The following is a 15,529-nucleotide window of genomic DNA, read 5'->3' as shown; positions in this document are numbered from 1 at the left end:
TCTGATGTGTGATTTACCTTAGTGTGGCGGCCTGGTCCTACTGGTTGGGCTAAAAGCTGTGACCCGTTGGGTTGTTGATCGGGCCGCCCCCCGGGGGTGCCGCCCTTCTTCGTTTCCGGATCTCTCGGTCAGTCCAGCGCCAGGCTCCTGAGGACCAGGCCCGTCGCCGGCTTCGGGCCGAACGAGGTCGACTTGCGGGGCATCGTGACGCCCTGGCGGGCGAGGTCCCGTACGACCTCCTCGCGTACCGGATGCATGAGGACGGCCGTACCGCCACGGCGTTCCGCCTGGGCGACCGCGGCCTCGGTGTCGTGGATGTAGCCGATGTCCTCGGGGGCGTCCGGGATGTGCCAGACGTGCTCCAGGAGGGTGGAGTGCAGGACCGTGGCGTCCAGGGTGCGCCAGGCCTCGGGGCGGTCCGTACGGATCGTGCGGTCGAGGAGGGCGGGATCCGGGCGGTCGACGAGGTGGAAGCCGCCGCCCCCGGCGAGGAGGAAGGCGTTGCCCTCGGCGGTGGCCGCCGCGAGGGCCTCCAGGGCCGCCGGCAGGGCCCCCTCGATCCGGCGTACCCGGAAGGCGCCGTCGAGGGCCGCGAGGGCGTCGGCGATCGGGAGGCGGTGGAGGAGACGGTGGATCGCGCGGACCCGCAGGGGGTAGCGGGCGGTGTCGATGAGGAGGACCAGACCGTAGTTCCAGGGGCCCGGCGACACGTGCTCCTCGCGCAGGCGGAGGTAGGTCGCCCAGCGGTGGTGGCCGTCGGCGATCAGGGCCTGGTGGTGGCTGAGTTCGGCGGCGACGGCGGCCTGCTCCGCCGGGTCGGTGACCGCCCAGAGACGGTGGTGGAAACCGTCCTCCGTGGTGGTGGCGAGCAGCGGGGGGCGCTGGACGGTGCGTTCGACGACCTGGCCCGCGCCGTCGCCGTCGCCGACGTACGTGAGGAGCAGGGGCTCCAGGTTGGCGGCTGTGGTCCGCATGAGGGCGGCGCGGTCCTCGACCACGTGCGGCATGACGTCCTCGTGGGGGAGGACGACCCCCTCGGCCGGGGTGGAGAGCTCCAGCGCCCCGATGATGCCCCGCTGCAGGATGCCGTCGCCGTGCTGCTCGTACACGTAGAGCGCGGGCTCCGGGTCGGGGGCGAGGACGCCGTCCGCGAGCCAGCGGTCGAGGGTGACGGCGGCCTTGCGGTGGCGGGTGCCGGCGGTGATCGCCTGCGGGAGGATCAGCCGGACGATGTTGTGCGGGTCGGCGGACTCCAGATGGAGCAGGCCGTCAGGTCGTACGACGACGTCGTAGGGAGGAGACGTCACGGCGGCGAGGCTGCCGACCCGCTCGGGGACGTAACGGAGTCCGCGGAACGGGGCCAGGCGCAGGCCTGCGGCGTCGTCGCGGACGTCGGCGGCCGCGTGACCTGAGGTGTTCATCTCGTCATCGTATGTGGGCGGTGGCCATGAGCGATGATCGGGGGAGCGGGGGAAAACCACCCGGTGATGTGAGGAGTCGCGGTGACGGTGCGGAACGGCCAGGGACAGCAGGGCGTCGGCGGGAGTCGGCCGGGTGGCAGCGCGGTGCCGTTGAGCGAGGCGTACGACACGGCGCTCCTGGACCTGGACGGTGTCGTGTACGCGGGCGGGGAAGCCGTTCCGTACGCCGTCGAGGCGCTCGGGGTGGCACGGGCCGGCGGGATGCACCTGGCGTACGTCACCAACAACGCGCTGCGGACGCCCGACGCCGTGGCGGAGCACCTCACGGAGCTCGGGGTGCCGGCCGAGGCCGGGGACGTGATCACCTCCGCGCAGGCGGTGGCCCGGCTGATCGCCGACGACGTGCCGGCCGGTTCCCGGGTGCTCGTCATCGGTGGCGAGGGGCTGCGGGTGGCGCTGCGTGAGCGGGGTCTGGTGCCGGTGGACTCGGCGGAGGACGAGCCGGTGGCGGTCGTGCAGGGGTACGGGGGGCCCGACATGCCGTGGGGGCGGTTCGCGGAGGCGAGCTACGCGGTGGCGGGGGGGCTGCCCTGGTACGCGTCGAACACGGACCTGACGATTCCCGGGGCGCGGGGGATCGGGCCGGGGAACGGGGCGGCGGTGGAGGTGGTACGGATCGCCACGGGCGGTCGCGTGGAGCCGAAGGTCGCGGGGAAGCCGCTTCCGCCGATGCACCGGGAGACGGTGCTGCGGACCGGGGCGGAGCGGCCGCTGGTGGTCGGGGACCGGCTGGACACGGACATCGAGGGCGCGTTCAACGGCGGGGTCGACTCGTTGCTCGTCCTGACCGGGGTGACGGATGTGGCACAGCTGCTGAGGGCGGTGCCGGAGCACCGGCCGACCTATGTCGACGTCGATCTGCGGGGGCTGCTCCTGGGGCAGCCGGAGGTCGTCGCCGAGGAGGACGGGAGCTTCGTGTGCGGGGAGTGGCGGGCCTCGGTGAGCGGGGGCGAGCTGGTGCTCGACGGGCCCGGGGGATCGGCGGAGGCCTCGGAAGGGGGCGCGGGGGGCGTGATGGACGGCGTGCGGGCCTCGTGCGGGGCGGCCTGGTCGGCGGCCGACGCCGCCGGCGGGGGTGTGCCGGACGCCGCGAAGGCGCTGGCACGGCTCGGACTGTGAAATTGGGTAGGCTAACCTAACTTTTCTTTGGGTCGTGGCACGGGAGTACGGGTATGGACGGTCGACAGCAGCGGCTGAGCGCGGAATCGGTCACCCTGGCGTACGAGCAGCGGGTCATCGCCCGCGATCTGTCCGTCGAGATCCCCGACAACTCGTTCACCGTCATCGTCGGGCCGAACGCCTGCGGCAAGTCCACCCTGCTCCGAGCCCTCTCCCGGATGCTGAAGCCCAGCGAGGGCCGGGTCCTGCTCGACGGGCAGTCGATCCACACCATGCCCGCGAAGAAGGTGGCGAAGACCCTCGGTCTGCTGCCGCAGACCTCCGTGGCACCCGACGGCATCACCGTCTCCGACCTCGTCGCCCGCGGCCGCTACCCGCACCAGGGGCTGCTGCGCCAGTGGTCCCCGGAGGACGAGCGCGTCACCCGGGAGGCGATGGAGGCGACCGGTGTCGCCGAGCTGGCCGAGCGGTACGTCGACGAGCTGTCCGGCGGCCAGCGCCAGCGCGTCTGGATCGCCATGGCGCTGGCCCAGCAGACGCCGCTGCTCCTGCTCGACGAGCCGACGACCTACCTCGACATCCAGCACCAGATCGACGTCCTCGACCTCTGCGCCGAGCTGCACGAGACCCAGGGCCGGACGCTCGTCGCCGTGCTGCACGACCTCAACCACGCGGCCCGTTACGCGACCCACCTCATCGCCGTCCGCGACGGCGAGGTGGTCGCCGAGGGTCCGCCGGCCGAGGTCGTGACCGCCGAACTGGTGGAGCGGGTCTTCGGGCTGCGCTGCCAGGTCATCGACGACCCCGAGACGGGGACGCCGCTGGTCGTACCGGCCGGGCGCAAGGCCCGGGCCCCCCGGCCCGTGCCCGCGGTGCCGTCTCCGGAGCCCGCGCTGCGCACGTGAGGCCTCGGGGTCTGGTCCGGGGGCGGGCGCGGGGGCCCCTGGCCCTGTGGACCCGTGGGCCCCGACGGGCCCTGGGACCCGGCCCCGGGAGCTAGAGGAGGGAGCGGAGGCGGAGCAGGTCGCGGAAGCCCGCCTCCAGCCTGACCCGGCCCGAGGCCCACGCCTTCGCGAAGTTCAGGTGGCCGCCCACCATCGACACCAGGTCGTCGCCGGTCATCGCCAGCCGGATCTGGGCCTTGGTCCGCGGCGGACCCTCCACCGTGGACTCGACGTGGATCCGGCCGTCCGCGAGGCGGCCCGCGAAGGTGGTGTCCAGGTCGGTGATGTGGCAGCTCAGGGTGCGGTCGAGCGCGACCGCACCGCGCACGTCGCCGTTCGCCCGCGCCAGGTTGTCCGAGAGTCTGTCGAGTGCGCCGCGGCACTCCGTGATCGTCGCCATCGCCGTCGACCGTACCCCAGGGGTTCGCGGTAGCGTCGGGACCATGAACCACGCGATGCCCGCACCGGAGTCCGCGGACGGGCCGTCCGCAGGGGAGCCGGCGGGCGCGACGCCCGCACCGGAGTCCGTGGAGCCGGTGGCTCCGCGGGAGACCCACGAGCCCGCGGAGGCCGCTCCGCTCGGGGTCGGGCGGGAGCCCACCGGGCATCCCGGTGTCGACGCGCACCTGGCGCGTCTCGGCGCGGTGGACCACCTCCCGGCGGACGGACACCTGGAGGTGTACGAGGATGTACACCGTGGACTGCGCGCCGAGCTGACCTCGCTCGACGCGCACCCCGCCCCTCGTCCGTACGAAAACAGGAGCTGAACCGAACGTGGCAGGAGTGGCACGCCGCCGTCTCGACGCCGAGCTGGTCCGGCGCAAGCTCGCGCGCTCGCGCGAGCACGCCAGCCAGCTGATCGCCGCGGGCCGGGTGACCGTCGGCAAGACCGTCGCCACCAAGCCCGCCACCCAGGTCGAGACCGCCGCGGCCATCGTCGTCGTCCAGGACGACTCCGACCCCGACTACGTCTCGCGCGGCGGCCACAAGCTCGCCGGGGCCTTCGCCGCCTTCGTCCCGCTCGGACTGAAGACCGAGGGCCGGCGCGCGCTGGACGCCGGAGCCTCCACCGGCGGCTTCACCGACGTGCTGCTGCGCGCCGGCGCCGCCCATGTCGTGGCCGTCGACGTGGGCTACGGCCAGCTCGCCTGGTCGCTGCAGAGCGACGAGCGGGTCACCGTGAAGGACCGCACGAACGTACGCGAGTTGACACTCGACGCGATCGACGGGATTCCCGTCGACCTCGTCGTCGGCGACCTCTCGTTCATCCCGCTCGGCCTCGTCCTGCCGGCCCTGGTGGCCTGCACGGCGCCCGACGCCGACCTCGTCCTCATGGTGAAACCCCAGTTCGAGGTGGGTAAGGAGCGGCTCGGCACGGGCGGGGTCGTCCGCAGCACCGAACTCCGCGCGGACGCCGTGAAGAACGTGGCCCGGCGCGCGGCCGAACTCGGGCTCGGTGTCCTGGGCGTCACGGCGAGCCCGCTGCCCGGCCCCTCCGGCAACGTCGAGTACTTTCTGTGGCTGCGGGCAGGGGCGCCCGCGCTGGATCCGGCGGATGTCGACCGCGCCGTGGCGGAAGGACCTCGTTGAGCTCAACGGCAGCAGCACCAGAGACCGCACCACGCACCGTCTTCCTGCTCGCGCACACCGGCAGGCCCGCCGCCGTGCGCAGCGCCGAACTGGTCGTCCTCGGACTGCTGCGCTGCGGCATCGGCGTCCGGGTCCTGGAGGCCGAGGCGGCGGACCTGCCGCTGCCGCCGTCCGTCGAGAAGGTGACGGAGGCCTGCTCCGACGCGCTCGACGGCTGTGAACTCCTCGTCGTCCTCGGCGGCGACGGCACACTGCTGCGCGGCGCCGAGTTCTCCCGCGCCTCCGGCGTCCCGATGCTCGGCGTCAACCTGGGCCGCGTCGGCTTCCTCGCCGAGGCCGAGCGCGACGACCTCGACAAGGTCGTCGACCGGGTCGTGACGAAGGCGTACGAGGTCGAGGAGCGGATGACCCTCGACGTCGTCGTGTACGAGAACGGCGGCGTCCTGCACCGCGACTGGGCGCTCAACGAGGCCGCCGTCCAGAAGGTGTCCCCCGAACGGATGCTGGAGGTCGTCCTCGCGATCGACGGCCGGCCGGTCACCGGCTTCGGCTGCGACGGGGTGATCTGCGCGACACCGACCGGCTCCACCGCCTACGCCTTCTCGGCGGGCGGCCCGGTCGTCTGGCCCGAGGTCGAGGCGCTGCTCATGGTCCCGATCGGGGCCCACGCCCTCTTCGCCAAGCCGCTCATCACCACCCCCGAGTCCGTGCTCGCCGTCGAGGTCGAGCCGCACACCCCGCACGGGGTGCTCTGGTGCGACGGGCGGCGGACCGTGGAACTCCCGGCGGGGGCGCGGGTCGAGGTGCGGCGGGGCGCCGTGCCGGTCCGGCTCGCCCGGCTCCACCACGCCTCCTTCACCGACCGGCTCGTCGCCAAGTTCGCCCTGCCGGTGTCCGGCTGGCGGGGCGGGGCGCGCTGACGCACGTCCACGGGCCCCCCGCCCGGGGCGGGCCGGTGGAGGCGTACGCCCGGCTTCCTGCGCGCGGAACGATCGGCGCGGCGGAGAGTTACGCCCGGGGGTGATGTCGCATCGCACCAGGGAAACCTCGTATGGTCTGGGGCGTGCTGGAGGAGATGCGGATACGGTCGCTCGGGGTCATCGACGACGCGGTGGTCGAGCTGTCGCCCGGCTTCACCGCGGTGACCGGTGAGACCGGTGCGGGCAAGACGATGGTCGTGACCAGCCTCGGGCTGCTGCTCGGAGGGCGGGCCGACCCGGCCCTGGTGCGGATCGGCGCGGCGTCGGCCGTCGTCGAGGGGCGGATCAGCGTGCCCGCGGGCGCGCCCGCCGCCGTACGCGCCGAGGAAGCCGGGGCGGAGCTCGACGACGGCGTGCTGCTGGTCAGCCGCACCGTCTCGGCCGAGGGACGCTCACGGGCCCACCTGGGCGGGCGCTCCGTGCCCGTCGGGCTGCTCGCCGAACTCGCCGACGAACTCGTCGCCGTCCACGGCCAGACCGACCAGCAGGGCCTGCTCAAGCCGGCCCGGCAGCGGGGCGCGCTCGACCGGTACGCGGGCGAGGCCGTCTCCGTACCCCTCACCGCCTACGCCGAGGCGTACCGGCGGCTGCGCGCGGTCACCGGAGAGCTGGACGAGATCACCACCCGGGCCCGGGAGCGGGCCCAGGAGGCCGACCTGCTGCGGTTCGGGCTCGGTGAGATCGAGGCCGTCACCCCCCTCGCCGGGGAGGACACCGAACTCGCCGCCGAGGCGGAGCGGCTCGGCCACGCCGAGGCCCTCGCCTCCGCCGCCGCGCTGGCGCACGCCGCGCTCGCGGGCGTGCCCGAGGACCCCGAGTCCGTCGACGCCACGACCCTCGTCGCGGGCGCGAACCGGGCTCTGGAGGCCGTACGGTCCCACGACCCGGCGCTTGCCGCGCTCGCCGACCGGATGGGGGAGATCTCCATCCTGCTCGGCGACGTCGCCACCGAACTCGCGGGATACGCCGACGACCTCGACGCCGACCCGCTGCGGCTCGCCGCCGTCGAGGAACGGCGCGCGGCCCTCACCCAGCTCACCCGGAAGTACGGACGGGACGGCGAGGGCATCGCGGCCGTCCTGGCCTGGGCCGAGGAGAGCGCGGGCCGGCTCGGCGAGCTGGACGGCGACGACGACCGTGTCGAGGAGCTCACCGCCGAACGCGACCGGCTGCGCGACGACCTCTCGGTGCTCGCGCAGCGGCTCACCGACGCCCGTACCGAGGCGGCCGACCGGTTCGCCGCCGCCGTCACCGCCGAACTCGCCTCGCTCGCCATGCCCCACGCGCGCGTGTCCTTCGCCATCGGGCAGACCGAGGACCCCGACGGTGTCGAGGTCGGCGGCCGCCGGGTCGCCTACAGCCCGTCCGGGGCCGACGAGGTCGAGCTGCTGCTCGCCCCGCACCCCGGCGCCCCGCCGCGCCCGATCGCCAAGGGCGCGTCCGGCGGTGAGCTGTCGCGGGTGATGCTGGCCGTGGAGGTCGTCTTCGCGGGCACGGACCCGGTCCCGACCTACCTCTTCGACGAGGTCGACGCCGGTGTCGGTGGCAAGGCGGCCGTGGAGATCGGCCGCCGCCTGGCGAAGCTCGCCAAGACCGCCCAGGTCGTCGTCGTCACCCACCTCCCGCAGGTCGCGGCCTTCGCCGACCGGCAGCTGCTGGTCGAGAAGACCAACGACGGCTCCGTGACCCGCTCCGGCGTCACCGTCCTGGAGGGCGAGGAGCGGGTCCGGGAGCTCTCCCGGATGCTCGCGGGCCAGGAGGACTCCGAGACGGCCAGGGCCCACGCCGAGGAACTGCTCGCGACGGCGCGGGCGGACGGGTGAGGCGCCTCGCCGCCTTCGGCGTCGCCGCTGGGGTGAGCCGCGCGGTGTACGAGGGGCTGCGGGGGACTTCCGGGCGGTGGGGGACCCGGGAGACGACGCGGGATACAGCGGGGCGGGTGACGTCGGCCGGGGCCGGGGGCCCTGGTGACGGGCCGTGGATACGGACCAACCACGCGGGGCGGAGCGTCGACCTGTACGCCGGGCCCGCGGTGGCGCTCGGCGCGGCGGCCGGTGCCGGAAGCGGGCCCGCCGCGTTCGCCGTCCTGGCCGCCGGGGCCTGCGGGGCGTACGACGATGCCAGGGGCGATCACCGGCGCGGGTTCCGGGCCCATCTGGAGGCGCTGCGGGGCGGCGAGGTGACCAGCGGGGCCGTCAAGCTCCTCGGGATCGGTGCCGCCTCCGCCGTGGCCGGGGCGCTGCTCAAGGAGCGGGCCGTGGACAAGGTCCTCGCCGGGGTCGTCATCGCCGGTACCGCCCACCTGGTGAACCTCGTGGACGTACGCCCCGGGCGCGCGGGACTCGCCGTGCTCGCCCTCGCCGCCCCCGGACTGCTGCGCGGCTCGCTCGCCGCCGCGCCGATGGGCGCCGTCACGGCGGTCCTCGGGGACGACCTCGGCGAGCGCACCATGCTCGGTGACACGGGCGCGCACGCCCTCGGCGCCGCCGTCGGCAGCGCGATCGCCGCCGGGAACGGGCGGCTCGGACTCGCCGCGCACGCGGCCGGGCTGGTCGCCGTGGCGGTCTGGGCGGAGTGTCGCGTGCAGGAGGGCGGCACGGGAGAGAGCGGCTCGGGGGAGCGCGAGGCCTGAGGGGAGCGAGGGCCGGGGCGTGCGGGGTGCCCTTGGGCGCTCACCCGAGTGGGTGAACCCGTGGGCGGGGTCCCGGAGCCGTACGCCTTCCGTACAGGGGGACGACGCCACTTCCGTGCCGGAACGTGCGTACGGTCGGCGGTACGGACTGGCATCCTTGGGCGCGTGACACAGCTCCGTACGGTCCAAGTGCTGGGCGGCGGCAGCGCGGGCAGCAGCGCTCACGTCCGATCACTTGCCTCGGGGCTCGTGGCGAGGGGCGTGCGGGTGACCGTGTGCGCCCCGCCCGAACTCGACCGCGTCTACGACTACCTCGGTGCCGGGGCGCACTTCGTGCCCCTGCCTCGGCTCGGCGACCCCGCCACCGTCGCCGCGCTCCGCAACGCCTGCGTCGGCGCGGACGTGGTCCACGCGCACGGCCTGCAGGCCTCCGTGCGGGCCGCGCTCGCGCTGTCCGGCTGCGGGAGCGTGCCGGGCGGCGGCGGCCGCGCGCCGCTCGTCACGACCTGGGACAGCCGGGTCCACGTGGACGGGGCGCGGGGCGGGGTGCTGCGGCTCCTGGAACGAAGGACCGTACGGGCCGCGACCGTCGTCCTCGCCACCTCCTCCGAACTCGTCGACCGCGCCCGCCGGCGCGGGGCCCGCGACGCACGGCTCGCACCCGTCACGGTGCCGGCCGCACGGGGGCCCGTCTGCCTCCACGACGGCAAGGCCCGGGCCGAACTGGGGGCCGTCGACCGGCCGTTGCTGATGGCGGTCGGAGCCCTGGAGCGAGGGCGCGGGTACCGGACGCTGCTCGACGCGGCGCGGGAGTGGCGTGAGCTCGACCCGCAGCCGCTGCTGGTGATCGCGGGGGAGGGGCGTGAGCGGCCGGTCCTCCAGCGGCGGATCGCCGAGGAGGGGCTCTCCGTCCGCCTGATCGGGCGGCGGGAGGACGTGGCGGAGCTGTTGGCGGCGGCGGACGTGGCCGTGCTTCCGTCGCGCTGGGAGGCGCGGTCCCTGCTCGCGCAGGAGGCGCTGCGGCTCGGAGTGCCGCTCGTCGCCACGGCGGTCGGCGGAGTTCCGGAGCTGGTCGGCGACGCGGCGGAGTTGGTGCCCTACGGGGACGCGGCCGCCCTGGCCGGGGCGGTGCGGGGGCTCCTGGAGGACGTGGACCGGCGGATGGACCTGGCGGCGGCGGGGCGGGTGCAGGCGAGGTCCTGGCCCACGGAGGACGAGACCGTCGCGCATGTGCTGAGCGTGTACGACGAGTTGGCGGGGCGGTAGGGGCTGCTCCTCGCCCTCGGGCGGGCCCGGGCCTTCGGGTGCGGCCCCGCCGGTCCGGGCCCGCACCCCTGCGGGACGAATGCCCGCACAGGTGGGGGCCGTCTCGGGCGGATGGGCCGGCCTTACGCGGTGTGGCGGCGGGCTCTGAGGGCCAGGGAGAGGGCCAGGACCGTCTGGGGGTCGTCCAGGTCCGTGCCCAGGAGTTCGGAGATGCGGGCCAGGCGGTTGTAGAGGGTCTGGCGGTTGAGATGGAGTTCCCGGGCCGTCTCCGCCTTGCGGCCCGCGTGCGCCAGGTACGTCTCCAGGGTCGGGAGCAGCGGGGGCCGGGACGTGCGGTCGTGGTCCCGCAGGGGGCCGATCGCGCGGTCCACGAACGCGGCCAGGACCGTGTCTCCGTGGAAGTGCAGCCGCCACAGGAGGAGGTCGATGTCCAGGCGCCGGGCGTCGTACCAGGGGAGGTCCGAGAGGCCCTGCGCGGCCGTCGCCGTCTCGGCCGCGTGCCGCAGGCCCGCGGAGGCGGCCGCCCAGCTGCCGGCGACACCCACGACCACGACCGGCGGGTGCACGCCGGCCCGTTCGAGCCCCGCCCGTTCCACGCCCGCGCGCAGCGCCGCCGCGACCCGGTCCGCGACCGCCGTGCGTTCCGATTCCGAGCGCAGGCCGAGGAGGAGGGGGACCCGGCCCTCGACCGGGCGGACGCCCAGCAGGACCGGGACGCCGACGGAGGCGAGCTCCTCCAGGACGGCGCGGGCGAGCAGGGCCCAGTTGCCCGAGGGGGAGAGCTCCGACGCCAGGCGCATGACCACCGGCAGGAGCGGGCCGTCGCCCGGTTTGAAGCCGAGGACCCGGGCCTGCGCCGGGGCGTCCTCGGCCGCGATCCGGCCCTCCGCGAGGTCGGTCAGGAAGTCGCCCCGGCCGCGGGCGGCCAGCTCCTCCTCCTGCCGTGCCTGCATGAGGACGACCGCCAGGAGACCGGCCGCGCGCTCGGCGGCCATCCGGTGGACGGGGGAGAGGGCGCCGGAGACCGACAGCAGGACGAGGCGGGCCCGTACCGAGGCCGTTCCGGGGCCGCCGCCGGGCACGTCGACGAGGACCGTTCCGGTGGGCGGGCCGGACTCGCGGGCCGCCCGCTGGCCGCGCAGCCCGTCCCACACCTGGAGCGGGTCGGCGGGCGCGGACTCGGTGCCCGCCGCGTACAGCAGCTGCCCGTCCGCGGTCTCCAGGAAGACGGGGTTGCCGGCGAAGTCGGAGAGGATGCGGAGCACCTGCGGGATTCCGCCGCCGCCGAGCAGCGCCTCCGTGCACTGCCGGTGGACCTCCTCGGCCTGCCGGAGGAGCGCGTAGTGCCCGTTGACGATCTCGGTGTGGATCTCCTCCGTGACGGCCACGAAGGGGACCTCGCGGTGCAGCTGCACCAGCGGGAGCCCGGCGGCCCGCGCGGTCTCCACTATCGTCGCCGGGAGGCGGGCGAAGCGCGGCCCCAGCTCCACCACGAGCGCCGCGATGCCCCGGTCGGCGAGGCGCCGCACGAAGGCCCGCTGCTCGGCGGGCCGGGTGCCGAGGCCGAGGCCCGTGGTCAGCAGTAGTTCGCCGCCCTTGAGCAGCGACGCGATGTTCGGCACCTCGCCCGCGTGCACCCAGCGCACCGTGCGGTGCAGCCGGTCGGCGCCGGCGACGACCTCCGGGAGCCCGCCGCGCAGGCCCGGGAGTTCGAGCGCCCGCTGCACGGTGATCCCGCCCTGATTGTCCATGGGCCCGGACGCTACCCGCGTCCAGGTTCCGGCGACATCACCCCAGGGTCACGGGACAGGACACCTCGTACACCGCCCCGACAACTCGTCGTCCCGCGGCGGACTTTGCGCGACCACCTGTCGACTGTGTCCTGCGTCACTCCCGCGCGGGGTGCGCCTCAGGCCGCGGCGGGGGCGATGTTGTGGTTGAAGCGGAAGACGTTGTCGGGGTCGTACGCGGCCTTCACGGCGGCCAGCCGCCGGGCGTTCTCCGCGCCGAGGCCGGCCGCGACGCGGTCGGCTCCCTCGGCGCCGATGAAGTTCAGGTACACGGCGCCGGCCGACCAGGGACGCATGTCGGCCCGCACGTCCTTCACCCAGCACACCACCCGCGCGTCGTCGGCCGGGTCCTCCCACACCCCGAAGGGGTGGACGGCCCAGGGGGCGGTCCGCCAGGGCAGCGGGAAGTCGGCGGGACCGTCCGCGACCCGCCCGCCCATCGGGAACATCACGTGCTGCGTCCCGGTCGGGACCGGCATGTCCCCGGCCCGCTCGCAGAACCGGTTCACCGCCTCGTCCGGGAACCCCGTCAGGTACTCGGCCGACCAGTAGTTCCGCATGCCGGGCGGGTCGTCCAGCATGCACTGGAGCTGTACGTAGGGGATCTTGGTCACCATCGCGGCCGCGGGCTCCAGCGCGGCCAGCGGCGCCACGATCTCCCGCAGCCCCGTCTCCGGCCCCGCGTACGTGACGAGCACGCCGCAGACCAGCCGCCCGACCAGCTCCGGCGGTACGAACTCCTCCGGCGGGCCCGTCATGTAGATGGCGCCGCCGCCCACCTCGTCCGGCGCCGGTGCGTCGACCAGATCCCGGTACGCGGAGACCGCCTCGGGCCCCGCGTCGGCGGGGAAGAGCAGCAGCGCGAAGCCGAACTCCGGCAGCGGGTGGACCCGCAGCGTCATCGAGGTCACCACGCCGAAGTTCCCGCCGCCGCCGTGCAGCGCCCAGAACAGCTCCGGGTTCTCCTCGGCGTCCGCGTGGACGTGCCTGCCGTCGGCCGTGACCAGCTCCACCGCGAGCAGGTTGTCGCAGGCGAGCCCGAACTTCCGCTCCAGCCAGCCCGAACCGCCGCCGAGCGTGAACCCGCCGACCCCCGTCGTGGACACCCGCCCGCCCGTCACCGCCACGCGGAACGGCTGGCAGGCGTGGTCCAGATGACTCATCGTGGCCCCGCCGGCCACCCGTACCGTCATGTTCTCGGGATCGGCGACCACGGTGTGCATCCGGCGCAGGTCCACGACGAGCCCGCCGTCGTTGAGCGCCGCACCGGCGACGCTGTGACCGCCGCCGCGCACCGCGATCGGCAGCTCGGCCGTCCGGCCGAAGAGGACCGCGTTGGTGACGTCCTCCGGCGTCTCGCACTGGGCGATGACGGCGGGGCGCCGGTCGATCATCGCGTTGAAGACGGTCCGCGCCTCGTCGTAGCCCGGATCGCCCGGTACGTACACCTCACCGGCGAGATCCTCGCGCAGACCGGCGAGCGCGGCGTCCGGGACGGTGGTCCGGGGAGCCATGGGAGCCCCCCTTTCGTACGGGGGGACGGACCCCTTCATCGTAGGTCCGGGGTCCGCCGCCCGCCGCTCAGCCGCCGGACGGCCGCCTCCGCCCGGTGCGCCCGCTCAGCCGCCGTACGCCCCGCTCGCCGTCAGGCGCAGCGCCGTGTCGATCAGCGGGACGTGGCTGAAGGCCTGCGGGAAGTTGCCGACCTGCCGCTGGAGCCTCGGGTCCCACTCCTCGGCGAGCAGCCCCAGGTCGTTGCGGAGCGCGAGCAGCTTCTCGAAGAGCGTGCGCGCCTCGTCCACCCGGCCGATCATCGCCAGGTCGTCCGCCAGCCAGAACGAGCACGCCAGGAACGCGCCCTCGTCGCCCTCCAGGCCGTCGACCCCGGCCTCCTCGCCGGCGGTGGGGTAGCGCAGCACGAAGCCGTCCTCGGTCGACAGCTCCCGCTGGATCGCCTCGATCGTGCCGATGACCCGCTTGTCGTCCGGCGGCAGGAAGCCCATCTGCGGGATCAGCAGCAGCGAGGCGTCCAGCTCCTTGGAGCCGTACGACTGCGTGAACGTGTTCCGCTCCTTGTCGTAGCCCTTCTCGCAGACGTCCCGGTGGATCTCGTCGCGCAGTTCGTGCCAGCGCTCCAGCGGGCCGTCGGCGTCGCCGGACTCGATGAGCTTGATCGTGCGGTCGACGGCCACCCAGGCCATCACCTTGGAGTGGACGAAGTGCCGGCGCGGGCCGCGCACCTCCCAGATGCCCTCGTCGGGCTGGTCCCAGTGCTTCTCCAGGTAGTTGATCAGCTTGATCTGGAGGAGCGAGGCGTAGTCGTTGCGGGAGAGCCCCGTCATGTGCGCGAGGTGGAGGGCCTCGGTGACCTCGCCGTAGACGTCCAGCTGGAGCTGGTTGGCGGCGCCGTTGCCGACCCGGACCGGTCCGGAGTTCTCGTATCCCGGGAGCCAGTCGAGCTCCGCCTCGCCGAGCTCGCGCTCGCCGGCGATGCCGTACATGATCTGCAGGTTCTCCGGGTCGCCCGCGACCGCCCTGAGCAGCCAGTCCCGCCAGGCGCGGGCCTCCTCGCGGTAGCCGGTGCGCAGCATCGAGGAGAGGGTGATCGCCGCGTCCCGCAGCCAGGTGTAGCGGTAGTCCCAGTTGCGGACGCCGCCGATCTCCTCGGGCAGCGAGGTGGTCGGCGCGGCCACGATCCCGCCGGTCGGCGCGTACGTCAGCGCCTTCAGGGTGATCAGGGAGCGGATCACGGCCTCCCGGTAGGGGCCGTGATACGTGCAGTGCTCGACCCACTCGCGCCAGAACTCGGCGGTCGCCTCCAGGGAGCCCTCGGGGTCCGGCAGCGCGGGCTGCTCCTTGTGGGAGGGCTGCCAGGAGATCGTGAACGTGATCCGGTCGCCGGGGTTGACCGTGAAGTCGGAGTACGTCGTGAGGTCCTTGCCGTGGGTCTCGGCGTCGGAGTCCAGCCACACCGAGTCGGGTCCCGCGACGGCGACCGTCCGCTCCCCGACCTTGTGGACCCACGGCACGATCCGGCCGTAGCTGAACCGCATCCGCAGCGCGGAACGCATCCGGACCCGGCCGGAGACGCCCTCCACGATCCGGATGAGCTGGGGCGCCCCGTCACGAGGAGGCATGAAATCGGTCACCCGGACCGTGCCGCGTGGGGTGTCCCACTCGGACTCCAGGATCAGCGAGTCGCCGACGTAGCGACGCCGGTCCGCCGGGGCGGGCTCGGCGTCGGCGGGCCCGGCGGGGCCCACCCGCCAGAATCCGTGTTCCTCGGTGCCGAGGAGCCCGGCGAAGATCGCGTGCGAGTCGAAGCGGGGGAGACACAGCCAGTCGACGCTGCCGTCCCGGCAGACCAGGGCGGCGGTCTGCATGTCTCCGATGAGTGCGTAATCCTCGATGCGCCCGGCCACGTGCTTCACTCCAGTCGAACGGCCACGTCCGCCCCGCGGGGCGCTTGCTCAGATGCTCCGGCTGGGTGTCAGCCGGGTCGGCGTGTGTCAGCGGTCAGGGGATCGTCGACGAGCTGTTTGGGCCGGACGGGGTCCCCCGGGCGTTCGGCTCCGGGGGAAGGCGGGGTGGCGCCGTTGGCCGGCCGGCTCGGCGGGCAATGTCCGAGCAGGATACGTCGGACCCCGGTGCCCCGGTGATCACGCCGGTAACGGCGTTGCTCCGATCGGGTGAACGCGTCTTCATACTGGTGCGAGGTCCGCCCTTC

At 74.4% G+C, this 15,529-nt stretch carries 13 protein-coding genes; 8 read left to right on the top strand and 5 right to left on the bottom strand.

Translation table 11 applies throughout. The features are described from left to right. Nucleotides 1-128: 128 nt before the first annotated feature. On the bottom strand, nucleotides 129-1,421 hold the full coding sequence (locus tag ABT129_RS34215) for a DUF1015 family protein (protein WP_351909452.1): 1,293 nt from the start codon (nucleotides 1,419-1,421) through the stop codon (nucleotides 129-131). An 81-nt stretch (nucleotides 1,422-1,502) separates the two neighbouring features. Between ABT129_RS34215 and ABT129_RS34210 the strand changes: the two genes are divergently transcribed. Together ABT129_RS34210 and ABT129_RS34205 are read left to right on the top strand one after the other, a co-directional pair. Then, nucleotides 1,503-2,600, top strand: coding sequence for an HAD hydrolase-like protein (locus ABT129_RS34210; protein ID WP_351909450.1), 1,098 nt, complete (start codon nucleotides 1,503-1,505; stop codon nucleotides 2,598-2,600). 53 nt (nucleotides 2,601-2,653) lie between these two features. Beyond that, the gene (locus ABT129_RS34205) at nucleotides 2,654-3,505 is read left to right on the top strand and encodes an ABC transporter ATP-binding protein (RefSeq protein ID WP_351909448.1); all 852 of its coding nucleotides are present in this window, start codon (nucleotides 2,654-2,656) and stop codon (nucleotides 3,503-3,505) included. Nucleotides 3,506-3,596: 91 nt separating this feature from the next. Here the strand turns inward: ABT129_RS34205 and ABT129_RS34200 are convergent, their stop codons facing one another. Beyond that, on the bottom strand, nucleotides 3,597-3,944 hold the full coding sequence (locus ABT129_RS34200; protein ID WP_351909446.1) for an SCP2 sterol-binding domain-containing protein: 348 nt from the start codon (nucleotides 3,942-3,944) through the stop codon (nucleotides 3,597-3,599). Between the two features lie 43 nt (nucleotides 3,945-3,987). Here ABT129_RS34200 and ABT129_RS34195 point away from each other — a divergent pair, with 43 nt between their 5' ends. The 6 genes from ABT129_RS34195 (at nucleotide 3,988) to ABT129_RS34170 (ending at nucleotide 10,012) form a co-directional block, all read left to right on the top strand. Then, nucleotides 3,988-4,311, top strand: a complete 324-nt coding sequence (locus ABT129_RS34195; protein WP_351909444.1) for a hypothetical protein — start codon at nucleotides 3,988-3,990, stop codon at nucleotides 4,309-4,311. A 7-nt stretch (nucleotides 4,312-4,318) separates the two neighbouring features. Then, the gene (locus ABT129_RS34190; RefSeq protein ID WP_351909442.1) at nucleotides 4,319-5,134 is read left to right on the top strand and encodes a TlyA family RNA methyltransferase; all 816 of its coding nucleotides are present in this window, start codon (nucleotides 4,319-4,321) and stop codon (nucleotides 5,132-5,134) included. Further along, nucleotides 5,131-6,054 carry an NAD kinase gene (locus ABT129_RS34185; protein ID WP_351909440.1) on the top strand — a complete coding sequence of 308 codons (924 nt, stop codon included), beginning with the start codon at nucleotides 5,131-5,133 and terminating at the stop codon, nucleotides 6,052-6,054. The genes ABT129_RS34190 and ABT129_RS34185 overlap by 4 nt, the downstream gene beginning before the upstream one ends. Nucleotides 6,055-6,185: 131 nt before the next feature. After that, entirely contained in the window at nucleotides 6,186-7,937 is a 1,752-nt protein-coding gene (gene recN / locus ABT129_RS34180) for a DNA repair protein RecN (RefSeq protein WP_351909438.1), read from the top strand. A gap of 116 nt (nucleotides 7,938-8,053) precedes the next feature. Beyond that, nucleotides 8,054-8,746: a hypothetical protein gene (locus ABT129_RS34175; RefSeq protein ID WP_351909436.1), complete on the top strand. Its 693-nt coding sequence runs from the start codon at nucleotides 8,054-8,056 to the stop codon at nucleotides 8,744-8,746. Between the two features lie 165 nt (nucleotides 8,747-8,911). Continuing rightward, on the top strand, nucleotides 8,912-10,012 hold the full coding sequence (locus ABT129_RS34170; protein WP_351909434.1) for a glycosyltransferase family 4 protein: 1,101 nt from the start codon (nucleotides 8,912-8,914) through the stop codon (nucleotides 10,010-10,012). Between the two features lie 122 nt (nucleotides 10,013-10,134). Here the strand turns inward: ABT129_RS34170 and ABT129_RS34165 are convergent, their stop codons facing one another. The 3 genes from ABT129_RS34165 to ABT129_RS34155 form a co-directional block, all read right to left on the bottom strand. After that, a complete protein-coding gene (locus tag ABT129_RS34165; RefSeq protein WP_351909432.1) occupies nucleotides 10,135-11,763 on the bottom strand; it encodes a PucR family transcriptional regulator in 1,629 nt (542 codons plus the stop codon). A gap of 158 nt (nucleotides 11,764-11,921) precedes the next feature. Then, complete coding sequence (locus tag ABT129_RS34160; RefSeq protein WP_351909430.1) at nucleotides 11,922-13,316, bottom strand: FAD-binding oxidoreductase; 1,395 nt, start codon at nucleotides 13,314-13,316, stop codon at nucleotides 11,922-11,924. Nucleotides 13,317-13,421: 105 nt separating this feature from the next. Continuing rightward, nucleotides 13,422-15,224 carry a glycoside hydrolase family 15 protein gene (locus ABT129_RS34155; protein WP_351909428.1) on the bottom strand — a complete coding sequence of 601 codons (1,803 nt, stop codon included), beginning with the start codon at nucleotides 15,222-15,224 and terminating at the stop codon, nucleotides 13,422-13,424. Nucleotides 15,225-15,529 lie beyond the last annotated feature (305 nt).

The organism is Streptomyces sp. NPDC002057 (genome assembly GCF_040296665.1).
GTDB lineage: Bacteria > Actinomycetota > Actinomycetes > Streptomycetales > Streptomycetaceae > Streptomyces.
Note: the sequence above shows the minus strand (reverse complement) of the source record. Positions and strands in the feature narration are given on the sequence as shown.